The organism is Agrobacterium sp. CNPSo 3708 (assembly GCF_028674915.1).
GTDB classification, from domain to species: domain Bacteria; phylum Pseudomonadota; class Alphaproteobacteria; order Rhizobiales; family Rhizobiaceae; genus Agrobacterium; species Agrobacterium cavarae.
Map to the genome: position 1 here is coordinate 31,593 of NZ_JAQZSF010000007.1, position 25,402 is coordinate 56,994.

Here is a 25,402-nt window from a genome sequence, read left to right on the forward strand (position 1 = left end):
TTTATCCGGCACGGCATAGAAGTCCTCGATGGAAAAAAGTCTGACGCGTTACATCTGGACGCATACCAAGAAGCAGCAGCTTTTCATTCTGCTGATCGTGGCGCTGTCGATGATCCCGTACTTCCTGGCCTTCGATCTGCCCAAGCAGATCGTCAACGGGCCGATCCAGGGCGATGGCTTCGAAGGCGCCAACGCCACGCAGCTTTTCATGCATCTGACACTTAACCTGCCTTACTTCGGCACGGTCACACTTTTTCCGGGTATCGAGCTGAACCGCATGGCCACCTTGATGGGCCTCAGCCTCACCTTCCTGGCGCTGGTCATCATCAACGGCCTCTTCAAATATTACATCAACACCTACAAGGGCCGACTTGGCGAGCGCCTGCTGCGCCGCATCCGCTTCCAGCTGATCGACCGGGTCCTGCGCTTTCCGCCCACGCATTTCAAGCGCGTCAAGGGCGCGGAAATCTCCAGCATGATCAAGGACGAGGTGGAGCCGCTCGGCGGCTTTACCGGCGACGCCTTCGTCCAGCCTGCTTTGCTCGGCGGCCAGGCACTGTCGGCGCTGTTCTTCATTCTGGTGCAAAATTTCTGGCTCGGCATGATTGCCGCTTTCATGGCCGCCATTCAGGTGGGCATCATCCCGAAAATGCGCCGCCGCCTGATCGATCTTGGACGCCAGAGACAGCTGACCGCGCGCGAGCTTGCCGGTCGCATCGGAGAAATGGTCGATGGCATCGGCACCATCCACGCCTATGACACCTCGAACTACGAACGCGCCGATGCCGGCCAGCGTCTCGGCCAGATCTTCAAGATCCGCTACGACCTTTATCAGTGGAAATTTCTGGTCAAGTTCATCAACAACTTCCTGGCGCAGCTGACGCCCTTCTTCTTCTACGCAGTCGGCGGTTACCTGACGCTGCGCGGCAGCCTCGATGTCGGTCAGCTCGTTGCCGTGATCAACGCCTACAAGGAACTGCCAGGACCACTGAAAGAGTTGATCGATTGGGATCAGGCCCGCCAGGACGTGCAGGTGAAATACGAACAGGTCTTCGAGCAGTTCGATTCTCCAAGCATGATCGACCCCAAAATCCAGGATCTGTCTCCGGCGGCAGCTGCCGCGATCACAGGCCCGATCGTCATTTCCGCACTTTCGCTTGATGATGACAGCGGCACGCGCCTCCTCGATCAGGCAACACTTACCATCAATCCCGGAGAAACCGTGGCGATCGTCGGCAGTGCCGGCGGCGAAGCCCTGGCAGATGCCCTGGGACGCACGCTCTGGCCAACATCGGGCAAGATTTCCATCGGCGATACAGATTTCCACGATCTGCCCGAATCCGTCACCGGACGGCGCATTTCATACGTCTCGGCCGACAGCTACTTCTTCCACGCAAGCCTGAAGGACAATCTTCTCTACGGGCTGAAGCATGCGCCCCTCAAACCCAAGCAGTATGAAGGGACTGAACTCGAGCACCGAAAATGGGAAGTCCGCGAGGCCAAGCTTGCCGAGAACCCGGACATGGATCTCAACGGCGACTGGATCGATTACGAGTCGAGCCCGGCAGGCCGCGAGGATCCGGAGCAATTTCTCAAATCCATGCTCGCCGTTTTGGACACGGTTCAGCTTTCGCCGGACATTCTGGAATTTGCGCTCCGCTCCTCCATCGATCCAATGAGCGACCTGCATCTGGCAGCCCGCATCGTCGAACTGCGCCGGACGCTGCGCAGCGAATTGGAGCGGGAAAACCTCTCTGGTCTCATCGTTCCCTTCGAGCCGGACAGCTACAACACCGAAGCGACCGTCGGCGAAAACATCCTGTTCGGCACGATGCGCGATGCGCAGACCGGCAGCAGCAAAATCATCGAAAGCAAGTATTTCCTGTCGCTCATGCGCGGAACGGGCCTTTCCAAAACGCTCTTCGACATGGGTTATACGATCGCCGAGAACATCGTCGAAATCTTCTCCGATCTGCCGCCTGATCATCCGCTCTACCAGCAGCTGACCTTCATGACCGCGGATGACATTCCAAACTATCAGCAGATCCTGCAGCGCCTGCAGGGCAAGCATTACGATGATGCGAACGAGGCAGACCGCCGTGCCATGATCCGCCTCAGCTTCTTCTATGTCGAACCAAGACAGCGTTTCGGCCTTCTGACACCGGAAGTGATGAACCGCATCGTCGAAGTGCGCCACATGTTCCACGAGAACCTGCCCGAAGAACTGCGCGACGTCATCGAGCCTTACGATCCCGATCAGTATGCCGCATCGACCAGCCTGCTCGACAACATCCTCTTCGGCAAGGTCAGCCATCGTTACACCGACGCCTCGCGCCGTATCACCCGGCTTGTGGCCGATGCCATGCGCAAGCAGGGTGTCTATGAGCGGGTTCTTGCCGTGGGGCTTGACTTCAATCTCGGTGCCGGCGGCAAGCGTCTTGGGCCATTGCAGCGCCAGAAGCTCAATCTCGCGCGGGCTTTGATGCGGCGCTCGGATTATTACGTGCTCAACCGTCCGCTACCGGGTCTCGACCATCGCCTGCAGCAGGAAATCGTCGATAACGTCATCGCCTTCCTGAGGAGAGACGGCGCAAATCCTGCAGTTCTGTGGGTCTTGTCAAATCCGTCGCTTTCCAAGATGTTCGATAGAGTTATCGTCGTTAACCACGGTACAATTGTTGCAGACGGATCATACGAGACTCTTGTGGAAGAAAACGGTACATTTAAGGAAATGATCGCTGCGTGACATGTCGCGGGCACACGACAGCAACGTGAATCGGTAATACCAACCAGGACAGGGCTATGCTTTTCAAAGATGAAATTCAGATGCTGAAGCGCGTCCCCTTCTTCAGTGAGATGGAGCCGTCGAAACTCAAGCTACTTGCTTTTGCTTCGGACCGCGTTTCCTATCTTGCAGGAGACGAGCTATTCCGGCAGGGCGATCTTGGCGATAGCGCCTATGTGCTTCTGACCGGCAAGGTCGATGTCCTGATCGACTCGCCATCGGGCCAGATCAAGCTGACGGAAATGAGCGGCAACGCCATCGTCGGCGAGATCGCCATTCTTTGCGACAGTGTCAGAACCGCGACCGTGAAAGCCTCGACGCCGGTAGAGGCGCTGCGCATCGGCAAGGAGCAATTCTTCAAGCTGATGTCGGACTTCCCCGAGATCACCATCAAGGTCATGCGTGTTCTGGCCGAGCGTCTGACACAGACGACGACGGAACTGAGCAAGGCGCGCGCGCATTCAAGCGTTTGATAATATATTCTTCCAGACTGCGGTGCTTTAAGGAAAAAATAAAAGTGGTGCTGCGGTCATAAAACTGAAATGCTGCGTGGAGTAGGCACGCGCCAGTTGTTGGCGAAGAGAAAACGGGACCCTACGGAGGAAGCGTTGAGACGGGTTGCCGTGGCAGGTTGGGGTATATGATGGCGTTGAATTCCGACGGAGACCGTCGGGGCAATAGACAGGAATTCCGGGTCAAGATCTGGGGAGCGAGAGGGACGCTTCCTGTATCGGGAGAAAAATTCCACAAATATGGCGGCAACACCATCTGCATCGAGGTTCGATGCGGCGAGCATATTCTGCTCTTTGACGCAGGCTCGGGTCTTCACCCGGCCGGTCTGGCGCTGAGGGCCGAAGGTGCCGGCAGCGTCGACATGTTCTTCTCCCATTGCCACTACGACCACATTGTCGGCTTCCCCTATTTCAAACCCTTCTTCAAGCGCGAGAACGACGTTCGCATTTGGTCCGGCCATCTGGCAGGCCACAAGACCACCCGCGACATGCTGCGCGAATTCATGAGCCCGCCCTGGTTTCCGGCACCGCTCGACATTTGCTGCGCCCATATCGATACCCGCGATTTTACCGCCGAAGACACGCTGTCGGTCCATCCGGACCTGTCGATCCGCACCGGTATGCTCACCCATCCGGGCAACGCCATCGGTTACCGCATTGACTGGCAGGGCAAGAGCCTTGCCATCATCACCGATACCGAGCATGAGCCGGGCAAGCTCGACAAGGCCGTGCTGAAGCTCATCGACGATGTCGATCTCTTCCTTTACGACGCGAGCTTCACCGACGCGGAAATGGAGCTTTACAAGGGGTACGGCCACTCTTCCTGGCAGCAGGGGATCAAGCTTGCCAAACATGCCAACGCAAAATCGGTCGGCTTCATTCACCACGCCCCCTTCCGCACGGATGATGAACTCGACCAGATCGACCAGGATGCGAAGAAGGAATTTGCCGGCGCCTTTGCGGCCTATGACGGGCAGACGATCGAGCTTTAGGTCTTTGTTGTATCGCATGTCGTTGTCGCAAAACCGCTGCACAGTTTTGCGTGAACCATGCTTTGGACCAGCGGCTGCCTCGAATAAGACTAAAAAACATTATCTCCGTGAGGCGCAGGATTCGTCTTGAGCAGGCAACGACAGCCGGTGTATCGGCAGGTCACGACCAAGCGTGCTCCTGCGGACCGCGACAGACGACGATTATTTGAATATCCATTTGTATTGAACGAGATTTGAGGTCGGGATTGGCGCAATACGTGACAGAGACCTCTTTGCGGCGAGCACGATTGCTCTCAGGTCTCGTCATGCTGGCCTTCGTCGCCTGTCACCTCTTCAACCACGCCCTTGCACTGATTTCCATCGATACGGCTGAATATGGCAGAGGCTGGTTCAGTCTCATCTGGCTGAACCCGGTCAGCAGCGTCATTTTCTACGGCTCGGTCGTCGTTCACCTCTTCCTCGTGCTGCGCTCCATCTACCTGCTGCGATCGCTACAGATGCCGTGGCGCGAAGCGCTGCAAATCCTGCTTGGCCTGGCTATCCCCTTCCTCATCATCGACCACGCGGCCGGCATCCGTTTCTCACGCATGCTCTTCGGCATCGATGAGGGTTATGACGTCGTCATTCGCCGGTTCTGGATCATCTCCCCCTATCTCGGCCTTCGCCAGAGCATCGCGCTGGTGCTGATCTGGGCGCATGGCTGTCTCGGCGTCTATTTCTGGCTGCGGTATCGAAGCTGGTACCGGCAGGTGGCGCCGTATCTCCTAATGTTTGCGGTTCTGCTGCCCATCATGGCGCTTCTCGGTTTCAGCGATGCCGGGCGGCAGATGGAGATGGACCTTCCCGCCGATCATCCCCATTCCGAAGCGGGAATGCGCTCGCCCTCAGACCCGCCGCCCGCCCCTTCGCCACGGTCGCCGGAGCGCCAGGCGACGATCTCGCATATCACCTTCGGGATACGTCTTGCCTTTGGCGCGGCCGTCATCCTGACATTTGCCGCGCGTGCCATAAGAGGCTGGCGGCAAAGATCGCGCGGCTTCGAAATCCTGTATGAAGACGGCCATGCGCTGCGCGCGCCCGCGGGCTTCAGCATTCTGGAGGCGAGCCGGCTTGAAGGCATTTCGCACTTCTCCGCCTGCGGCGGCAAGGGGCGGTGTTCCACCTGCCGCGTCAAGATCCTGGAATCGGAGGCTCCCCTGCCGGAGCCGGGCGATATCGAGCGCGCCACCCTGCAGCGTATTCACGCCGATTCCGATGTGAGACTCGGCTGCCAGCTTCGTCCGACCGGTCGCGTCAAGGTGGCGCTACTTCTTGCTGCCCGCCAGCAGGATGACGCACCGGCCAATAACGAGCCGATCCGCCCCGGTCGCGAGGAGGAGATTGCGGTTCTTTTCTGCGATCTCAGAAACTTCACCGCCCTGTCGGAATCACGCCTGCCCTATGACATGGTGTTTCTGCTGAACCGCTATTTCACCGTTGTCAGCCAATCGGTGGAGCAGGCAGGCGGGCGCATCGACAAATTCATCGGCGATGGCGCCATGGCGCTGTTCGGTCTGGACGGCAACCGGGAAACCGCCTCGGCCGACGCGCTGAAGGCCGCCTGCCTGATCCTGCGCAATGTCGAAAAGCTGAATGAAGAACTGGAACAGCAGTTTGCCGTGCGCCTGCGCATCGCCATCGGCATTCACGCAGGCCCATCGATCGTCGGCATCATGGGTTATGGCGCAGCAAAGACGCTGACGGCGATCGGCGATACGGTCAATGTTGCAAGCCGCCTGGAGACGGCCGCAAAGGAATTCGACACCTCCATCGTCGTCTCGGAACCGGTGATGGTCCAGTCCGGGCACAAGCGTGACGGACTTCGAAGCCGCACCATTCCCATTCGTGGGCGCAGCTCGGAGATGAAGGTCTTCCTGATCTCCGAGGAAGAAAGTCGAGTGCTGCTGTCTTGACCTGAACGCGACCCGAGGCCTGCGTCATCTGATGAGCGCATCCCATGAGATAATGCCTTCGATTCCATGCTTCAGACCAAGGGTGCTTTGCTCGGCCGAACGACGTTCGGCCAAGCCCTGCATCACTTACGCTGCAAGAAATCGTTCCGCCAGGCGAGCCCACAGAGCCGCACCCACGGTCAGGCTGCCATCGGCAAAATCATATTTGGGACTGTGGAGAATGGCGGAGTCCATTCCGTTGCCCAAGCGCAGGAAGCTGCCTGGTTTTCGCTCGAGGAAATAGGAAAAGTCCTCGCTGCCAGGGATGAGCGGGCAGGTGGCGACCTTGTCGGAGCCGATCAGCTCTTGTGCCACGAGCCGCGCAAAATCCGTTTCGGCCTCGGAATTGGCAACCACCGGGTAGCCATGCTCGTAATCGACCTCGATTGTAGCATCATAAGCGTCTGCCATGGATCGGGCGAGCTTGGTGATGCGCCGCTCCAGAAGTTCGCGGATCTTGGGCTCGAAGCAGCGCACGCTCACCGCCAGCTTTGCATATTCAGGAATGACGTTCACCGCTTCTCCCGCATAGATGGTACCGACGGTGACCACCGCCGTCTGTGTAGGATCGATGTTGCGGGATACGACCGTCTGAAGCGAGACGACGAGGTTGCAGGCCACCACAATGGGATCGATGGTGAGGTGAGGACGCGAGGCATGACCGCCCTTGCCCTTGATGGTGATGTAGACGGTATCGGAAGATGCCATCATCGGCCCCGAACGCGTCAAGATCGTCCCTTCCGGTGCGCCAGGGTGGTTATGCAGGCCGAAAATCGCGTCGATCGGGAAGCGCTCGAAAAGGCCATCCTCGATCATTTTCTGCGCGCCGGATGGCTTGCCATTTTCTTCCGCCGGTTGGAAGATCAGGGTCACCGTGCCATCGAAACGGCGAGTGCGAGCGAGATATTCCGCTGCACCAAGCAGAACGGTCGTGTGCCCATCATGGCCACAGGCATGCATTTTGCCAGGCGTCTTGCTGGCATAGGGTAGTCCCGTTTCCTCCAGGATTGGAAGCGCATCCATATCGGCGCGAATGCCGATGCTCTTCTTTCCAGTACCGTTCGTCAAGCAAGCCACAACGCCGTGACCACCGACATTCCGGGTGACCTCGTAGCCCCATCCTTCCAGCTTCTCCGCCACATAGCGGGCGGTTTCGGCCTCCTCCAGTGAAAGCTCCGGATTGGCATGCAGATACTGGCGCGTGGCCTTCAGCTCCGCCTCCATCGGCTCGAAATCGGATACGCGGGCATAGTGATTGTCGTTCAGCATTGGGTCCACCAAGATCTTGAAAAAGGACGCCAGCCGTGAGGCTGGCGCCAAGTTGGGGAAAAATCGCGCGCTTACAGGAAGCGCGAGAGAAAGGCCTGCGTGCGCGGATGTTGCGGGTTGCCGATGACGTCTTCCGGCTTGCCCATCTCGACGATGTGGCCGCCATCCATGAAGACCACGCGATCAGCGGCCTCTTTCGCAAAGCCGATTTCGTGCGTGACGACGATCATCGTCAGACCCTGGCTGGCAAGATCCTTCATCGTGGCAAGAACTTCACCGACGAGTTCGGGATCGAGTGCGGATGTCGGCTCATCGAACAGCATGAGTTTCGGCTTGATGGCCAGGGCACGCGCGATTGCGACACGCTGTTGCTGCCCACCGGAAAGCTGTCGCGGATAAGCGGACGCTTTCTCCGACAGGCCGACCCGCTCCAAAAGACGCATGGCGTTTTCGGTCGCGCTCTTGCGGCTCTCGCCGTGAACGCCGACGGGTGCTTCGATGATGTTCTGCAACACCGTCATATGCGGGTAGAGGTTGAACTGCTGGAACACCATGCCGATCTTGCGGCGCTGGCGCGCAATGCCGTTGGCGGAAAGCTTCTCCAGCCGGTTGTTCTTCACCCGGTACCCCATCTGCTCACCGTCCACGGCAATCGCGCCTTGCTGGATGGTTTCCAGATGGTTGATGCAGCGCAGGAAGGTTGATTTTCCCGAGCCTGAGGGCCCCAGAATGACCACCACCTCCCCTGGCATCACATCCAGATCGATGCCCTTCAAAACCTCGAGATGATCGAAGGATTTATGGACGTTGCGCGCCACGACGAGAGGCTTGGTATTTGCAACTGCGGTCAATGGCTTGCCTCCTCGTCTAGAGCAGGCCTGGCAACGCCTGCATTGCGGCGATCACTGCGACCGTAATAGGCCTCGATGTAGCTCTGTCCGATATTGAGGACGGACGTGATGAGCAGGTACCAGATCACTGCGACCAGAAGCATCGGAATGATTTCGAAGGTCCTGTTATAGATGGACTGAACCGAATAGAGCAGGTCGGCCATTGCGATCACGCTGACGAGCGAGGTTGCCTTGATCATGCTGATCAGCTGGTTGCCCGTTGGTGGAACGATCGAGCGCATCGCTTGGGGAATGATGATGCGCCACAGAGCGCGCGCCTTCGTCATGCCGAAGGCTTCTGCCGTTTCTGCCTGGCCGCGATCGACCGAGAGAAGGCCGCCGCGAATGATTTCCGCCATATAGGCCGCCTCGTTGAGAGCCAGGCCGACGATGGCTGCGGTCATCGGCGTGATGACGGAGTTTGTATCCCAGCTCGCAAGGGTCGGCCCGAAGGGGATCGATATGGAGAGCTGCGGAAACAAGGTGGACATGTTGTACCAGAAGATCAACTGGACCAGCAGCGGCGTGCCGCGGAAGAACCAGATGAACAAGGAGGCAAAGGAGCTTGCCAGCCCATCCTGAGACATTTTGGCAATGGCGATGATTAGGCCGAGAAAGACGCCGAGGATCATAGCGATGACGGTCAGCCCAAGGCTGACATACAGGCCGCTGATGACCACAGGATCGAAGAAATACTGAGCAACGACAGGCCAGCCGAAGTTTTCGTTGTTGGCAACGATCCAGGCGAAGTTGACGACGACCAGCGCAATGACCAGCCAAAGGACAAGGCGGCCGGTGCGGAACGGGGTGTGGGCTGACGCCACATCCCGCAGATCGGTGCCACCCAAGGATGGCACTTTCGTTTCAACAGGGCTCGTCATTTTGGCAACTGGCCCCCGAGGTTGATGCCCGGCTGCTTGAGGATGTTATTCTCAAGACCCCACTTCTTCATGATCGTCTCATAGGTTCCGTTGTCCATGAGGACCTTGATGGCATCGAGAAGGACCGGACCGAGTTCCGAACCCTTCGGAACGACGGCACCCTGGTACAGATCGTCGAAGCCGTTCTTCTGTCCAACGCCGGTCAGTTCCAGCTGGCCATTCGCCTGGGACACGAAGTAGGTTAGCGGCGCCTGCGAGGAGAAAAAGGCATCGGCGCGCTTGGAGCGAACCGCAAGAATTGAGCTTGGCTGGTCGGTGTAGGACTGCACCTCGATAGCAGCCTTGCCATCAGCCTTGCACTTTTCCGCTTGGGCCTGGATCACGCGCTCTGCCGAGCCGCCCGCCATGACGGCGATGCGCTGGCCGCAGGATGTTTCGAGCGAAACGATGCCTTTGGGGTTCCCCTTGTGAACGGCAAAGACCACGAATTCCTGCACCCAATCAACGAAATCATTCGATTCTTCACGGCTCTTGAAATCGCCGACAGGCCCGAAGGCGAACTGGTAGCGCCCGGAATTGACGCCTGCCAGAAGCGCTGGCAATCCGCCCACGGTTGCATGCTCGATCTTGATGCCCAGCACTTCGCCCAGCGCGTCGGTCAGGTCGGCGCTGGCGCCTTCCATCTTCGTGCCAGTCACGATTTCATAAGGAGGGAAGGATCCGTTATTGACGGAAATCATCTTCCCTTCGGAGCGGATCTTTTCCGGCAGGCGGGCGCGAAGTTCCTCATTCACGCTCTGTTTGGGAATGGCCGCCGTTTCGGCGAAAGCCGGTGCGGCGAGAATGAGCCCGGCGAGGGCGACGGAAGCAATCAGTTTCGGATGCATTTTGGTATTCCCCTTTTTGTTTGCAGCGATTGGAAGTGCCAAGGCCTGACTATCCTCGTCAGTTGACCTCAGCATGCAGCGGAAACAACTCCGCAGGCGTCAGCAGACGCGGCAGAATGCCCTGAGCGTGAAGCTCATGAGCGAAATCGGCGATCATGACTTTGTTCTCCTTGAAGCCGCTGACATTCCAGTGCGGCGGCAGGTCTGCGGCGCAACGGCGCAGTTCATCGATCATCCATGGCGTCGTGTCGGCGTATTTCTCTCGCTTCTCCAGCCACATGCGCTGCGAAGCGTCGATGAGCGCGCTAAGCTCGTCCATCACCCATGGATTTTCGCGCACGAACTGCGCCTTGAAACCGATCAGATGCATGCCAGGCACGTAGCCGACCTCGTTGAAATAGGCGACTTCGGACGCCCGGTAGTCCGGCAGGACCTGACGCAACGGAGAGTCCTGGTCGAAGAAACCCTTCGGCATGAAGGGAGTGAAGATGGCATCCAGCCCGCCATCCATGAGCAGATCCACCATCGGGCGTTCGCCAGGCGCCGCTTCGATCCGGCCCGGACGACCGAAACCATCCAGACGGTCGGTGATGGGATGCGCTTCCGTCAGTCGGCCAGCGTACCACATGGCGTCCTCGACGCCCACGCCTTCGCGACGGCAGGCCGCGCGGGTCCATGTATTGCCGGAATCACGCCAGCCCGTCACGCCGATCTTCTTGCCGGCAAGATCGGCAAGTGTGCGGATCGGGCTATCCTTGGTGGTGATGATGCAGCGATGGCGAAAACCGCGCATGATGAAGTTCGGCATGCCGATAACGCTCTCATCGCCGTCATGGCGCATCTGCGCATAGCGGCTGAAAGAGGTTTCGGCAGCGTCATGCAGATCGTCCTCGGCGACATTGGAGACGAGCGTGCCGACGCGATCGACCTCGATCTCAAGCTTTGGGGACGAGACGTCTCCCAGAACGAGCGGCGTCATATAGTCCCAGTCGCGAAGGGCAAGACGGAGTTTCAGCGGCATCATTTGGCACTCATTTATTTTCCATTACAGAAAGATTAAATGTACACTCGTAAGTGCACAAATGTTATTACGTTATTGAACATTTAAAGTGAGAGAATGAAGTGAGCGATATTTGCGAGGCCCGGTGGCTCGCCGAGAGAATTACCAACAAGACGATCCGCGGCATTGCACTGAAAACAAGCGCCCTTGTGCGGGCCGGTGTCTTGCCGGTGGGAACGCGGCTTCCTGCCATGCGCGACCTCGCCTACGAACTTGGTGTCAGCCCGGCGACCATCTCCGAAGCCTGGAGCGAGCTGCGCCAGCAGAAGATCATCAGCGGTCGTGGTCGTAACGGGACATGGGTCTGTGCGGAACGCTTCGTTGCCAAGCCGGAGCGTCTGGCAAGCGCCGGTCATTATGGCGCCAATGTTCTCGATCTTTCGATGGCTGTGCCGGATCAGGCATTGCTGCCGCCGCTTGCCAAGGCAATGGTCTATGCGACATCCGTCGGTGATCTCAACAGCTATGCGCGCAGCCGGATCGTTCCCGAGCTTCGAGACGCGATTGCGGGCGATTGGCCCTATGAGCCGGAAGCCTTTCTTGCCATCAATGGTGGCTATAATGGCGTTTACACCACGCTGCGCGCCCTGGTACGCCCCGGATCGGTGGTTGCCGTCGAACATCCCACCGCCATGCGGCTTCTGGATATTCTGGAAGATCTCGGTGTGAAGATCGTGCCGGTCCTGTCGGATACCGAGGGACCACTGCCCGCATCCTTGAGCCAGGCGCTCGCCGAGCGGCCCGCCGCCTTTCTCTTCCAGCCCCGTCTTCACTCCGTCACCGGCCAGACCGTTACCCTTCAACGCATTGAGGCGCTTGGAGATGTTCTGGCCGAAAGCGATACGCTGATCATCGAAGATGACGGCCTGGCAGATATTTCGGCAGAAAGACCGGTCTCTCTCGGCAAGCGCTTCCCGGATCGAACCGTGCGGATCGTATCCTTCTCCAAGACGTTAGGTCCCGATTTACGGTTGGCGGTGCTTTCCGGCTCGGCTTCCATCGTTGAACAGATCCAATCCTACCGCGCGTTTAGCGCGGGATGGACCAGCCGGGTTTTGCAGGCCGCCGTTGCCTGGTTGATCAGGGACGAGGAAACCTCTCAGATTGTGGCAGCTGCGCGCGCCACCTATCAGGAACGACGCGACACATTGGCCCGCGAGCTGCGCGAGCGCGGCGTCCAAACCATGCCGGGAAGCGGCCTCTGTCTATGGGTGCCGGTGCAATCCGAACCTTTCGCCATGGTAACCCTGGCAGCCAGAAACATTGCCGTCGTATCCGGCAACAAGTTCTCCATACTTCCCAGCGCTCATATCCGTGTGGCGACCAGCAAGCTCACCTCCGGCCACGCGCAGGTGGCCGAGGCGATAGCACTCGCCCATGTCATATAGAGCGTTGACGCCTCAAATCTTGCGGTAAAGGAAATACCGATCCGTCGGCACCGTGTCCGGCACCGACAGCGGATCGAGGCTAGGCTCCTTCAGCGGCAGGCCACTGATGGCAATGCCGCCCTTGGCCAGCATGCCCGAAACGATCTGCGGCAGCCATGTCAGTGTCACCGCATCCTTCTCGTCATAGCCGGTGCCGATATCGGCGTGCACGAGGGCTGCACCGATGCCCACCCATTCCTTCGCCGTCTGGTCGATTTCGCCGAGCACCAGATTGCCCTCTTCCGGTACGGAAGAGGCATGTGCGCCCATGGCGCGGTCGAAGGCGACGATGCGGCGATCGGGAAACAGCTCGCGCAGATGGTTGAAGGTGCGCCCATTGCCGAGCCCGATCTCCATGATCGGACCTTCGGCTGGCAGATCGAGATCGCCATGCACATGGTTCAAGATATCGCGCTGGGCGCTAAGGCGGCGGATGAAGCTGTCCAGTCTGCTCATGTGAAGGGTTTCCGATCAGGCCTTGAGGATGTGGCTTGCGCTGATGCCGCGACGGGCAAACGCGTTGCGCGTATCGATGATCAGCGGCGACCAGTCGGCAAGCTGCTGGTAATCGATACTATCATGGTCGGTCGCAACCAGTACCGCGTCGAAGCTGCCAATGCTGTCCCTGGTCCAGGCGACAGACTTCATGCCCATCAGCTCGCTATATTCGCGGGTCTTGGGGATTTCCGCCACATAAGGATCATGGAAGGCGACATTGCCGCCACGCTCGAGAATGAGCTCGATCAGCTTCAAGGACGGGCTTTCGCGAATGTCCGGCACGTTCTTCTTGTAAGCCAGCCCCAGCACCAGCACTTTGGAGCGGCTGAGCGCCTTGCCCTGGTGGACGTCCAGCGCTTCCGCCAACCGCCCGACGACATGGCGTGGCATGGCCGTGTTGATCTGGCCGGCGAGCTCGATGAAGCGGGTCGGGAGTTCGTACTCCTTGGACTTCCAGGTCAGGTAGAAGGGATCGATCGGGATGCAGTGGCCGCCAAGACCGGGGCCGGGATAGAAGGGCATGTAGCCGAAGGGCTTGGTCTTGGCCGCATCCACCACTTCCCAGATATCGATGCCCATCGCCTCATAGACGACCTTCAACTCGTTGACGAGCGCGATATTGACCGCACGAAAGACGTTCTCGGTGATCTTGACCGCTTCGGCCGTGGCCGTGGTGGAGACGGGAATGACGGTCTTGACCACGGAGCCGTAGAAGGCGGTCATCAGTTCGGCGGCATCCGGCCCGTCGCCAGCCACCACCTTCGGAATGGTGGAGGTGTGGAAGTCACGGTTGCCGGGGTCTTCGCGCTCGGGCGAAAATCCGAGGAAAAAGTCGTTTGCCGATTTCAGCCCGGTCTTTTCCAGGATGGTCTTGACGATGCCATCGGTCGTGCCGGGATAGGTGGTCGATTCCAGCACCACGAGCTGGCCGGGGCGAAGCGTTTCGGCAATCTCTCGGCACGTGTTCTCCACATAGGAGAGATCGGGATCGCGATACTTGGTGAGCGGGGTCGGAACGCAGATCGCAATCACGTCGCAGTCGCCAAGCTTGGAGAAATCGCTGGTGGCTTCGAAAGTGCCGTTATCACAGGTGCTTGCCAGAATGTCATCCGGCACCGCCTCGATGTAGCTCTTGCGCGCCTCGACGGCCTTGATCTTGCCCGGATCGATATCGAAACCCGTCACCTTGAAGCCGGATGTGGCGATCGTCATGGCAAGCGGCAGGCCCACATAGCCAAGGCCGATGACACCCGCCCGCGCTTCTTTCGATTGAATGAGGTCGAGAAGTCGCTGTGCGTTGGGAGAAGAGGTCAAAGCGTTTTGCGTCCTGCGCGCGAGGAAAACTTGGCCTTTCAGTTGGGCAAGAAGACCCATGGTGTCAAGGCTGCGACGGTCTAAATTACAGTTGACGAAGCGTCAGCCGAAAACGCATGACTGGAAGCCATGAAGATCGCATTCTACTGCCCGATGAAGTCTCCGAACCACCCGGTCCCCTCCGGCGACAGGTTGATGGCAAGGCTGTTGATGCAGGCCATGCGGCGGGCCGGCCACGAGGTCGAGGTGATCTCGGAACTGCGGTCCTTTGTGCGCGAGCCCGATGGCGAAGAGGCGGATGCGCTGGCGCGCGACGCGGAGCAGGAACGGCAGCGCATCTCGGCGCTCTGGAAGAGCCATGGCACTCCCGATCTCTGGTTTTGCTACCACTCCTATTACAAGGCGCTCGATCGTCTGGGGCCACAACTCAGCCGCTCCTATGCCATCCCCTATGTGACGGCGGAGGCCTCCTACTCTCCCAAGCGCAATGCGTCTGGCTGGGCGCAGGTTCAGGCAACGCTGCTGGAGGACTTAAGCCTTGCTACGGTCAATATCTGCTTCACCCATCGCGACCGCGACGGCCTGCGAAAGGTCAATCCGGCGATGCGCCTGCAGATGCTGCCACCCTTCCTCGACACCTCTCTCTTCGAAGCAAAGACCCCGGCACCGCAAGCCGGGCGAATGGCGACGGTGGCGATGATGCGCGCGGGCGACAAGCTCAGCAGCTATGAGGCGCTATCGGCAGCGTTGGCACGCCTGCCGCCCGATCTCGACTGGACGCTGGATATCATCGGCGACGGGCCAGAACGTCAGGCTGTGCAGCAGCTCTTCCAGGCGATCGCGCCGCATCGCCTCGTTTGGAATGGCGAAAAGACCCCGCAGCAGATCGCCGAAATCCTGTCCTGCGCGTCGCTCTATCTCTGGCCCGGCCATGGCGAGGCCTATGGGCTTGCCTATCTGGAGGCTCAGGCCGCCGGCCTCCCGGTCATTGCCGAGCGCATCGCAGGCGTGCCGGAAGTGATAATCGATGGAAAAACCGGCATTCTGACGGAGCCCGGAGAGACGCAAACCTATGCGGATGCCATAAAAGACCTGCTGACCGATCGGGAAAAGAGACAGGCCATGGCAGAAAATGCGCGGGCATTCGTCATCGAGGAGCGTTCACTGCGCAAGGCCGCATCGACGCTCGACCGGATTCTGCAAGACGCCAGAGGAAACGCACCATGACGGAAAAGAGACTTCTGGACACGCTGGACAGCTTTATGAGCCGCGGCGTTGCCGCCGACCTCTGGCTGCGCGACGACGATGCGACGGAGCCGACGCCAGCACTTGACCGACTGCTGGCGCTCTCCGACCGCTATGCCGTGCCGATGACGCTGGCTGTCATTCCCGAGCCGACCGGTGATGCCTTGGCGCGTCGGCTGGACAGCGCCGACAAAATCGATGTCGCGGTGCATGGCTGGGCGCATCAAAATCATGCCGGACCGGAGGAGAAGAAGCGGGAGCTTGGGCTTCATCGCCCCAAGGACACCGTGCTTGGCGAATTGCGTGCCGGCTTTGAAAAGCTGCAGATCCTCTTTCCGAGCCGCTTCGTGCCGATGCTGGTGCCGCCATGGAACCGGGTCGATCCGGACATCGTCGAAGGCCTGCCTGCCATCGGCTACCGGGCGCTGTCTGTCTATGGGCCGGAAAAGACCGCACCTCTTCCCCTCTTGAACACCCATGTCGATATCATCGACTGGCGGGGAACGAGAGGCGGCAAGGATCACGATCTGCTCTTTGCCGAGACCGCCGAACGCATGGCCGTGGCCGAACAAGGGGCAAGAACCACCGGCATTCTCACCCATCACCTCGATCATGACGAGACGGCATGGGCCTTTCTCGATCGGCTGTTTGCGCTGACGGCCAACCACCCCGGCTGCCGCTGGCGCAGCGCGGGAGAGCTGGTCGAAGAGGCCGGCTCGGCGGCCTGATGCCACGCGACAAAATGTCGAATATCAAGTCGGTCCGCGCAGGCGTAAGCACACGGCCAGAGAGCCACTAAAGCGCCGTGCGCCCTATGGGCGCACAAAGGACGCTTTAATTTTTGAGTCTACGCATCGTGCTTTCCGAAAATCGAATCCGATTTTCGGGCCGATGCTGTAGGCTCTGTTTGGAAAGTGTGACGCACATGGAATGGTTCGAGTATTTCCCGATCGTAATGTTGCCGCTGAAGCTGCTCGTTGTCGGCATCGGCATGTATTATTCGGTCAAATGGCACTACGATCAGGGCAAGCTGCAACGCGCCGAAGACGAGAAGCGCAAGCAGCAGATGGCTGCGGCCGCGAAAGCCGCTGCAGAGCGTGATGCGGAACTGACGGAACTACCCCAGCCCTCACCATGATTTCCAGGCGATCAGCAGCCCATCGCCCTTGGCCCTGGCTTCGGCACGCGCCTCTTCCACCGCACTGAAATCCGCCCGGTCTGCCAGCAACGCGGCCACGAAATCGGCACCCGCCAGCGTCACCGATCCCGCACGCGCCACCACGCTAAAGATCAGCGGGCCTGTGCCCCACCATGCGGGCGCACGCGGCAGTCGCTCGGCAATCGTAGGCAGCGCCTGCAAGATACGTTCGAAGACAGGATGGCCAGGAGGTGTGGCGATGAAGGAATTGGCGAGCAACACGCTTCCCTGCCCCGTCAGCCGCGGCGTCTCCTCGGCAAAGGCGGTGAGACCGACCATGGGAAGGATATCGCCAAAACTCAGGTCGTCGCGCGCTGGATAGAAATCGCAGTCGAGATAGATGCCGCCCACGCGCGACAGGATGAAATAGCGCGCCACATCCACAGCACCCGGATAATCCCCATCCTCCAGCATCCGCCGGAAGATCGGATCGGCATCGATGCCCTCCGCCTCAAGATCGGCCTCCCGCCACAGGCGATAGATGTAGCCATTGGCCTCAGCATGTTGGCGCCAGGCATCGGTTGCGGGCGGCACTTGCCTGTTGCCGATCCAGATCTGGTGGATCAGCCTTGGCACCGCCTCGCGGTTCTTCTTCGCAATCGCTCGTCTTTCATCAGGGGAGAAACGACCATAGGGCGCAAATATCTCGGGCGGCGGCACCAAAAGAAATTGATAGCCGGCTTTGGCAACCGCATCGCCCTTGGCCTTGGCAAGCCGCAGATAGGCCGAATGCAGGCGGCGCGGCAGACCAAGTGCGGTCACCTCACCCATCAGGTGCTGATCGTCCTCTGCCGAAAGACGCGCCAGGCGATCCTGCGCAGACACGAAATCTTTCTGCGCCAGCAACCGGCGGATGTCTGCAAGCGTTTCATCGAAAGTGGCTTTGTCTGGCATGGTCGCTCCGCAGCTTTAATATCCCCGACATATCTTCGGAATAGAGGTTTTCTCGCAACCCCAAGATCAGGCAGAAAGCCGGAAATTTTCATGGTTTCAAGAGCATGGACAGAACCTGGAGTGTGCGATAACGTGAATGTCAAGCGCCGCGTGATAATGCCACAGGCATCCAACAAGACGGCAAGGGAACCTATGGCATGAGTGCAGGCGCAGACTTGCTTCGCATCGAAAATCTGCAAGTCTCTTTTTCCATCATGGGCGGACAGATCGAGGCGGTCCGGGGCGCAAGCCTTCGCATTCTGCCTGGAAAAGTCACCGCACTTGTGGGCGAATCCGGCTCGGGAAAATCCGTCATCGGCCAGACGATCATGGGCATCCAGCCGCGCACCGCAAGGGTCAACGGCCGCGTTCTCTTCTCCGATCCGCTGAAACCCGACGAACGCCCCATCGACCTCCTGCAATTGGAGCCCGACGGCAAGCCCCTGCGCGCCATTCGCGGCAACCGCATCGGCCTGATCTTTCAGGAGCCGATGACCTCCTTTTCGCCGCTCCACACCATCGGCAACCAGATCGACGAGGCGCTGCGCATCCATTCGGTTCTGACACCGAAGGAGCGGCAGGAAAAAATGGAAGAGACGCTCGATCTCGTCGGCTTTTCCAATCCGGCCAAGATCTGCCAGATGTACCCGTTCGAGCTCTCCGGCGGCATGCGCCAGCGCGCGATGATCGCCATGGCGCTGATCTGTCGTCCGGCGCTGCTGATTGCCGACGAGCCGACCACCGCACTCGATGTGACGATCCAGGCGCAGATCCTCAAGCTTTTGCGCGACCTGCAGAGCCGGCTCAATATGAGCATGCTGCTCATCACCCATGATCTCGGCGTCGTCGCCAATATCGCCGATGAAGTCGCCGTCATCTACCAGGGCGAGATCATGGAGGCCGGCACGGTGGATGACATTTTCCGCGCGCCTTCGCATCCCTATCTCAAGGGCCTGATGGCAGCTGTGCCGCATTTCGACATGAAGCCCGGCGAGCGACTTAAGGCGCTGCGTGATGTCACCATCGACAAGGAAAGCCTGATCGGCAAGAAGACGGCGAATGTCGACAAGGCGCCGGGCGTGCTGCTCAGCGTCAAGAACATCTCCAAGACCTATACGACCCGCAAATCCACCTGGTTCACCTCCGGCAGTGCCAATGCCACCAAGGCGGTGGATGGCGTCAGCTTCGATATCATGCGCGGTGAATGTCTGGGCCTTGTGGGCGAAAGCGGCAGCGGCAAGACCACGGTCAGCAAAATCCTGATGCGCGCCGTCAGGCCGGAAGACGGCGAGATCATCTTTCACAGTAAGAACGGCGACATCGATGTGCTGAATGCCAGGGATGACGACCTGCGCGAATTGCGCACCCGCATCCAGATGGTGTTTCAGGACCCCGTCTCCTCGCTGTCGCCACGCATGACGGTCGGCAATATCCTCAGCGAACCGCTGGAAATTCACGGTCGCGGTGACTCGAAATATCGGCAGGAGCGCGTCAAGAACCTGCTGCGCGCCATCGGCCTTGGCGACAATGCGCTGAACCGCTATCCGCACAGCTTCTCCGGCGGCCAGCGCCAGCGCATCGGCATTGCGCGTGCGCTGATGCTGGGACCCGAACTGCTGATCTGCGACGAGCCCGTCTCCGCGCTCGACGTGTCGGTGCAGGCGCAAATCCTCAATCTGCTCAAGGATTTGCAGAAGGATCTGGGGCTCACCTATCTCTTCATTTCCCACAATCTCGCCGTCGTTGACTACATGGCAGACCGCGTGGCGGTGATGTGCGAAGGCAAGATCGTGGAGCTGGCGCCGCGCGAAACGCTGATGCGCAACCCGATCCACCCCTACACGAAATCGCTGCTGGCCGCCGTCCCCTTCCCCGATCTCGACCGGCCTCTGGATTTCAAGACCATCGGCAAGATCAGCGCCACCGGCAAGTTCGACTGGGGCAAGCAGTTCCGCGATGACGATAACGGACAGATGATAACAGCCGATCTCGGCGGCGGACACCTCGTGCTTGCCAATGCCAATGCGGATGTTCGGGAGCTACGGTCTTGATCACGCGCCGCACCACCCTTGCCCTGCTCGCCTCCGTCTTCGCGCCCTGGAAGGCGTCCGCCGCCACCTACATCGATGCCGATTTCTTCAAGGAAAAACGCGACAAAGGCGAGCTGCCGCCACTCGATCAGCGCCTGCCGAAAAATCCGCGCGTCATCAATCTGAAGGCCATGGGCCGCGAGCCCGGCCAGCATGGCGGCAATATCCGCATGCTGATCGGTGGCCAGCGCGACATTCGCCTGATGCCGATCGACTCTTACGCACGGCTCGTGGGTTACGATGAGAAGCTGAACTTCATCCCCGACATCCTGGAATCCTACACGGTGGATGAGGAGCGCATCTTCACGCTGAAACTGCGCGAAGGCCACAAATGGTCGGATGGCAGCGATTTCACCGCTGAAGATTTCCGCTATTTCTGGGAAGACGTGGCGCTGAACCTGGAAATCCACAAGGGCGGCCCCCCCATCGAGCTGCTAGTCTATGGCAAGCCGCCTCTGGTCGAGGCCGTCGACCCGCTGACGGTGCGCTACACCTGGGACGGTCCGAACCCGGATTTCCTGGCGAAGCTTGCCGGTGCGTCACCCGCCCGCGTCTTCCTGCCCGCCGCCTATATGAAGCAGTTCCACGTCAAATATCAGACGCCGGAAATGCTGGCCAAGCTGATGAAGAAGAACAAGGCGGACGACTGGAGCAGCCTGCACATCAAGATGTCGCGCCAGTTGCGCCCGGAAAATCCCGATCTGCCGACGCTCGATGCCTGGCGCGTCATCACCGCACCTCCCGCCGAGCAGTTCATCTTCGAGCGCAACCCCTATTACCACCGCGTCGACGAGAACGGCCGCCAGCTTCCCTATGTCGACCGCTACCTGCTGAACGTCACATCGTCGGAAATCATCGCCGCCAAGACGGCGTCGGGCGATAGCGACCTGCAGTTCATGAACCTCGATTTCAACGACTACACCTTTCTGAAGGATGCCGAGGCCCGCTATCCGCTGAAGGTCAATCTGTGGAAGCGCAGCCAGGGATCGCGCGTCTGCCTGCTGCCGAACCTGAACTGCGCCGACGATACCTGGCGCACGCTGTTTCGCGATGTGCGCATGCGCCGCGCTCTTTCGGTAGCGATCGACCGGCACGAGATCAACATGGTCTGCTTCTACGGCCTTGCCAAGGAAAGCGCCGACACCGTGCTGCCGGAAAGCCCGCTCTTCCGTCCGGAATTTGCGACCGCCTGGGCGCAGTTCGATCCCGAGCTTGCCAACCGGCTTCTGGACGAGATGGGGCTGACGGAGCGCAACGACCGTGGCATTCGCATTCTGCCCGATGGCAGGCCCGCCCATGTGATTGTCGAAACGGCTGGCGAAAGCACGCTGGAAACCGATGTGCTGGAGCTGATCACCGATCACTGGCGCAAGGTCGGCATTTCGCTGTCCAGCCGCCCGACGCAGCGCGACGTCTTTCGCAAGCGTGCCATGGGCGGCGAGGTGCTGATGTCTGTCTGGTTCGGCATGGACAATGCCATTCCCAACGCCGACATGCTGCCCTCCGGGCTTGCACCCACCGGCGACGACCAGCTGCAATGGCCGGTATGGGGCATCCATTATCTCTCCGGCGGGCGCGAAGGCAAACCGCCGGATCTGCCGGAAGCCATTCAGCTGCTTGACCTCTTCAAGAAATGGCGCCGCAGCGTCACCTTTGAGGAGCGCAAGGAGATCTGGCTGGAAATGCTGTCGATCTACACGCAACAGGTCTTCTCCATCGGCACGGTGAACGGCGCGCTTCAGCCGATCGTTCACAGAGCCCGGCTGAAGAACGTGCCGGAAAAGGCGCTTTTCGGCTTCGAGCCGACCGCCTATCTCGGTATCTACATGCCAGACACCTTCTGGTACGACGGGAGCGCCTGACATGCTCAGATATATTATCGGGCGCATCCTCTTCATGATCCCGACGCTGATCCTGATTTCGATGTTGGTCTTCACCATAATCGAATTGCCGCCGGGCGATTACTTCGAAAGCTATGTCGCGGAAATGCGCGCCATGGGCGAGACGGCCAACATGGCCGAAATCGAGGAGTTGCGCAGCCGCTATGGCTTCGACCAACCGGCCCCCATTCGCTACTTCAGATGGGCGACGGGCATGCTGGTTGGCGATTTCGGCTATTCCTTCGAATACCAGTTGCCGGTCAGTGAAGTGGTGGGCGAGCGTCTGTGGCTGACGGTTCTGGTGTCCTTCGTCACCATCATCGTCACCTGGATCGTCGCCTTTCCCATCGGCATCTATTCCGCCACGCATAAATATAGCTGGGGCGATTACGGCCTGACCTTCCTCGGCCTGCTGGGCATTGCCATTCCCAATTTCATGCTGGCGCTGATCCTGATGTATTTCGCCAATATCTGGTTCGGCACATCCATCGGCCATCTGATGGACCGCGAATATCTGAACCAGCCGATGAGCTGGGACAAGTTCAAGTCGATCCTCGAACACCTTTGGATTCCCGTTCTCATCATCAGCACGGCAGGAACGGCAGGCATGATCCGGCGCCTGCGCGCCAACCTTCTGGATGAATTGCAGAAGCAATATGTGGTGACGGCGCGTGCCAAGGGGCTTCACCCCTTCAAGGTGCTGACCAAATATCCGCTGCGCATGGCGCTGAACTTCTTCATCTCCGATATCGGCTCCATCCTGCCAGCCATCATTTCGGGTGCGGAAATCACCGCCGTGGTGCTTTCGCTGGAAACCACCGGCCCGATGCTGATCCGCGCGCTGCAGAGCCAGGACATGTATCTGGCCGGCTCCTTCCTGATGTTCCTCGCCTTCCTCACCGTCATTGGCGTGCTGATCTCCGATATTGCGCTCGCCATTCTCGATCCTCGCATTCGATTGGGAGGTGGGAGCGTCAAATGACTTCATCCATTCCAAAGCCCGGCGAGCCGCTGCCGCATTACATTTCCACCGCCCCCTTCGATCCCTATCTGGTGGAGCCCTCCACAACGGCGCTCGCCATGGTCGGCCGGGCATCGCAATGGAAGCTGATGTGGTGGCAGTTCCGGCAGCATAAGCTGGCGCTTTATTCCGGCGTCTTCCTGCTGCTAGCCTATCTCTCGATCTTCATCTGCGAGTTTCTGGCACCCTATAATCTCCACACGCGCGACGTGGAGAACATCTACGCTCCGCCGCAGAGCATTCACCTCTTCCATGACGGCGAGTTCGTCGGCCCCTTCGTCTATGGCCGCACCATGAGCCTCGACATGGACAATCTGCGCCGCGTCTATTCCGATGTGCCGACAGATGTGCAGAAACTCCGCTTCTTCTGCCGTGGCGACGGCTACACTTTCTGGGGGCTGTTCGATTCCAACATCCACCTCGTCTGCCCGGCAAAGGACGGCCAGATGTTCCTGCTGGGCACCGACAGGCTTGGCCGCGACGTGCTGTCGCGCATCATCTATGGCGCGCGCATATCGCTGACCATCGGCCTTTTCGGCGTAGCCATGAGCTTCGTCCTCGGCATCGTGATCGGGGGCCTGGCAGGCTATCGCGGCGGCGTTTTCGACCTCATCGTCCAGCGCATCATCGAGGTGCTGCAATCGATCCCCAGCATTCCGCTGTGGTTGGCGCTCGCCGCCATCATGCCGGTCACCTGGAGCCCGATCCTCGTCTATCTCGGCATCACCGTCATCCTTGGCCTCCTGGACTGGACGGGGCTTGCACGCGCCGTGCGCTCCAAGCTTCTGGCACTGCGCGAGGAGGATTATGTGCTCTCCGCCCAGTTGATGGGCGCCAGCACCAGCCGCATCATCGGCCGCCATCTGATCCCCGGCTTCATGTCGCACCTGATTGCGTCCGCAACACTCACCATTCCAGGCATGATCCTCGGCGAAACGGCACTGAGCTTCTTGGGGCTCGGCCTTCGTCCGCCGATCACAAGTTGGGGCATTCTGCTCACGGAAGCGCGAAGCGTCAGCGTGATTGCCTTGTATCCCTGGCTCCTAATCCCGATTCTTCCAGTCGTCCTCGTCGTGCTCGCCTTTAATTTCCTTGGCGATGGACTACGTGATGCAGCAGACCCGTTTAAATGATGGGGTTCACTGCAAGCATGCTTGGCGGTTTTGCGACCACGGCATGCGACAAGACAAGGCGCTTCTGCGCCTTCCGCATAAAGACACTCACCGCACGCCCAAGCGGTAAGAAGAGGTTCTGCTCGTGACAGTTCGTTTAAACGATGCACGCATTCTGATGTACAGCCACGATTCCTTCGGGCTTGGACATTTGCGTCGATGCCGCACCATTGCCCATGCGCTGGTGGAGGATTATCGCGGCCTGAATGTCCTGATCATTTCTGGCGCCACCATTGCAGGCGCCTTCGATTATCGCGCGCGCGTCGACTTCGTGAAAATCCCAAGCGTCATCAAGCTTAGAAACGGCGAGTACACTTCGCTCGACCAGCATATCGATCTTCAGGAAACCCTGAAGATGCGCCGCTCGATCATCTACCACACCGCCGAGAGCTTTCAGCCGGATATCTTCATCGTCGATAAGGAGCCGATGGGGCTGCGCGGCGAAGTGGAAGAAACCCTCACCTATCTGAAATCGCGCGGCACCAAGCTGGTCATCGGCCTGCGCGATGTGATGGATGCGCCGCAACTGCTGGAAGCCGAGTGGAAGCGCAACGACGTGCTGAACAAGATCGAGCGCTTCTATGACCATGTCTGGGTCTATGGCCCGCCGGATTTCCATGATCCGCTGTCCGGCCTCGAGGTGCCCCCCGGGGTCCGCGAGAAGACCGAATTCGTCGGTTTCCTGCAACGCTCCAAGACGCGGGGCGATAACCCCAACCGGCATGAGGAGGACTATATTCTGGTGACGACCGGTGGCGGTGGCGATGGCAGCGAGCTGATCGACGACGTGATCCGCGCCTACAAGTTCGATCGAACCCTCACCCAGAAGGCGCTCGTTGTGCTCGGGCCTTATATGCCGACCGAACAGCGGCAGAAATTTGCAGCAAACGTTGCCGATATTCCGCAGATGGAAATCATCGACTTCGACAACCGCATGGAAGATCTGGTTGCCGGGGCGCAGGGCGTGGTGTCGATGGGCGGCTACAACACCGTTTGCGAAATCCTCTCCTTCGACAAGCCGGCACTGGTGGTGCCGCGGATCGTGCCGCGTGAAGAACAGCTGATCCGCGCCAGCCGTGCCTCTGAACTTGGCTTGTTCGACATGCTCTCGCCCGAAGAAGCGGAAAATCCAGAACTGATGGCAAAGGCGCTGAAGGCGCTGTTGAAACGCCCGCCACCCTCTGCCAATGGCCGCAACATGAAGCTCGACGGCTTGGAGAACATCTCGCGGCGCGTTGCAGAATGGCTGCAACCGGACGATACGCCAAACGTCATCTCCGCCACCGCCTGAGGCGGGCAGAAGGATGTCCGCGAAACGTCTGGTGATGTTGCGCCCCTCACATTAGCCGGCATTGCG

The 25,402-nt window shown here is 59.5% G+C and carries 21 protein-coding genes; 13 read left to right on the top strand and 8 right to left on the bottom strand.

The features are described from left to right. Positions 1-28 precede the first annotated feature (28 nt). From PVA19_RS15740 to PVA19_RS15755, 4 genes are all read left to right on the top strand, one after another. On the top strand, positions 29-2,746 hold the full coding sequence (locus tag PVA19_RS15740) for an ABC transporter transmembrane domain-containing protein (RefSeq protein WP_274103351.1): 2,718 nt from the start codon (positions 29-31) through the stop codon (positions 2,744-2,746). A gap of 56 nt (positions 2,747-2,802) precedes the next feature. Then, positions 2,803-3,258 (top strand): cyclic nucleotide-binding domain-containing protein, encoded by a 456-nt coding sequence (locus tag PVA19_RS15745; protein ID WP_112954666.1) that lies wholly within the window; start codon positions 2,803-2,805, stop codon positions 3,256-3,258. Positions 3,259-3,428: 170 nt separating this feature from the next. Next, on the top strand, positions 3,429-4,289 hold the full coding sequence (locus PVA19_RS15750; protein WP_274103352.1) for an MBL fold metallo-hydrolase: 861 nt from the start codon (positions 3,429-3,431) through the stop codon (positions 4,287-4,289). A 305-nt stretch (positions 4,290-4,594) separates the two neighbouring features. Continuing rightward, positions 4,595-6,241: an adenylate/guanylate cyclase domain-containing protein gene (locus PVA19_RS15755; RefSeq protein WP_440599388.1), complete on the top strand. Its 1,647-nt coding sequence runs from the start codon at positions 4,595-4,597 to the stop codon at positions 6,239-6,241. A 126-nt stretch (positions 6,242-6,367) separates the two neighbouring features. Here the strand turns inward: PVA19_RS15755 and PVA19_RS15760 are convergent, their stop codons facing one another. The 5 genes from PVA19_RS15760 to PVA19_RS15780 all read right to left on the bottom strand — a co-directional run bounded on the left by PVA19_RS15760 (position 6,368) and on the right by PVA19_RS15780 (position 11,228). Further along, positions 6,368-7,549: a M20 aminoacylase family protein gene (locus PVA19_RS15760; protein ID WP_274103354.1), complete on the bottom strand. Its 1,182-nt coding sequence runs from the start codon at positions 7,547-7,549 to the stop codon at positions 6,368-6,370. Positions 7,550-7,620: 71 nt separating this feature from the next. Next, complete coding sequence (locus PVA19_RS15765) at positions 7,621-8,400, bottom strand: amino acid ABC transporter ATP-binding protein (protein WP_274103356.1); 780 nt, start codon at positions 8,398-8,400, stop codon at positions 7,621-7,623. Then, entirely contained in the window at positions 8,397-9,320 is a 924-nt protein-coding gene (locus PVA19_RS15770) for an amino acid ABC transporter permease (RefSeq protein ID WP_274103357.1), read from the bottom strand. The genes PVA19_RS15765 and PVA19_RS15770 overlap by 4 nt, the downstream gene beginning before the upstream one ends. Then, the gene (locus PVA19_RS15775) at positions 9,317-10,207 is read right to left on the bottom strand and encodes an ABC transporter substrate-binding protein (RefSeq protein ID WP_274103358.1); all 891 of its coding nucleotides are present in this window, start codon (positions 10,205-10,207) and stop codon (positions 9,317-9,319) included. Before PVA19_RS15775 ends, PVA19_RS15770 begins: the two co-directional genes overlap by 4 nt. 58 nt (positions 10,208-10,265) lie before the next feature. Next, positions 10,266-11,228, bottom strand: coding sequence for an ABC transporter substrate-binding protein (locus PVA19_RS15780; RefSeq protein ID WP_112519495.1), 963 nt, complete (start codon positions 11,226-11,228; stop codon positions 10,266-10,268). Between the two features lie 101 nt (positions 11,229-11,329). On the opposite strand from PVA19_RS15780, the gene PVA19_RS15785 reads away from it, so the two are divergent. After that, complete coding sequence (locus tag PVA19_RS15785; RefSeq protein WP_274103360.1) at positions 11,330-12,655, top strand: aminotransferase-like domain-containing protein; 1,326 nt, start codon at positions 11,330-11,332, stop codon at positions 12,653-12,655. A 12-nt stretch (positions 12,656-12,667) separates the two neighbouring features. Here the strand turns inward: PVA19_RS15785 and PVA19_RS15790 are convergent, their stop codons facing one another. Next, positions 12,668-13,150 (bottom strand): class I SAM-dependent methyltransferase, encoded by a 483-nt coding sequence (locus PVA19_RS15790; RefSeq protein ID WP_062424848.1) that lies wholly within the window; start codon positions 13,148-13,150, stop codon positions 12,668-12,670. A gap of 15 nt (positions 13,151-13,165) precedes the next feature. Further along, entirely contained in the window at positions 13,166-14,566 is a 1,401-nt protein-coding gene (locus PVA19_RS15795; protein WP_440599373.1) for a nucleotide sugar dehydrogenase, read from the bottom strand. Between the two features lie 69 nt (positions 14,567-14,635). On the opposite strand from PVA19_RS15795, the gene PVA19_RS15800 reads away from it, so the two are divergent. The 3 genes from PVA19_RS15800 (at position 14,636) to PVA19_RS15810 (ending at position 16,889) form a co-directional block, all read left to right on the top strand. Continuing rightward, a complete protein-coding gene (locus tag PVA19_RS15800; protein WP_274103363.1) occupies positions 14,636-15,733 on the top strand; it encodes a glycosyltransferase family 4 protein in 1,098 nt (365 codons plus the stop codon). Then, complete coding sequence (locus PVA19_RS15805; RefSeq protein ID WP_274103364.1) at positions 15,730-16,479, top strand: polysaccharide deacetylase family protein; 750 nt, start codon at positions 15,730-15,732, stop codon at positions 16,477-16,479. Before PVA19_RS15800 ends, PVA19_RS15805 begins: the two co-directional genes overlap by 4 nt. 197 nt (positions 16,480-16,676) lie before the next feature. After that, positions 16,677-16,889 (top strand): hypothetical protein, encoded by a 213-nt coding sequence (locus PVA19_RS15810; protein WP_112359265.1) that lies wholly within the window; start codon positions 16,677-16,679, stop codon positions 16,887-16,889. Here the strand turns inward: PVA19_RS15810 and PVA19_RS15815 are convergent. After that, a complete protein-coding gene (locus PVA19_RS15815; protein ID WP_274103365.1) occupies positions 16,881-17,843 on the bottom strand; it encodes a glycosyltransferase family 32 protein in 963 nt (320 codons plus the stop codon). The genes PVA19_RS15810 and PVA19_RS15815 overlap by 9 nt on opposite strands. Positions 17,844-18,040: 197 nt before the next feature. Here PVA19_RS15815 and PVA19_RS15820 point away from each other — a divergent pair, with 197 nt between their 5' ends. The 5 genes from PVA19_RS15820 to PVA19_RS15840 all read left to right on the top strand — a co-directional run bounded on the left by PVA19_RS15820 (position 18,041) and on the right by PVA19_RS15840 (position 25,336). Next, the gene (locus PVA19_RS15820; protein ID WP_062532295.1) at positions 18,041-19,933 is read left to right on the top strand and encodes an ABC transporter ATP-binding protein; all 1,893 of its coding nucleotides are present in this window, start codon (positions 18,041-18,043) and stop codon (positions 19,931-19,933) included. Continuing rightward, complete coding sequence (locus tag PVA19_RS15825; protein WP_112954641.1) at positions 19,930-21,834, top strand: ABC transporter substrate-binding protein; 1,905 nt, start codon at positions 19,930-19,932, stop codon at positions 21,832-21,834. The genes PVA19_RS15820 and PVA19_RS15825 overlap by 4 nt, the downstream gene beginning before the upstream one ends. Before the next feature lies 1 nt (position 21,835). Then, positions 21,836-22,834: an ABC transporter permease gene (locus PVA19_RS15830; protein WP_062444318.1), complete on the top strand. Its 999-nt coding sequence runs from the start codon at positions 21,836-21,838 to the stop codon at positions 22,832-22,834. Beyond that, positions 22,831-24,006, top strand: coding sequence for an ABC transporter permease (locus tag PVA19_RS15835; protein ID WP_130976832.1), 1,176 nt, complete (start codon positions 22,831-22,833; stop codon positions 24,004-24,006). The genes PVA19_RS15830 and PVA19_RS15835 overlap by 4 nt, the downstream gene beginning before the upstream one ends. Before the next feature lie 124 nt (positions 24,007-24,130). Then, positions 24,131-25,336, top strand: coding sequence for a glycosyltransferase family protein (locus tag PVA19_RS15840; RefSeq protein ID WP_062424857.1), 1,206 nt, complete (start codon positions 24,131-24,133; stop codon positions 25,334-25,336). Positions 25,337-25,402 lie beyond the last annotated feature (66 nt).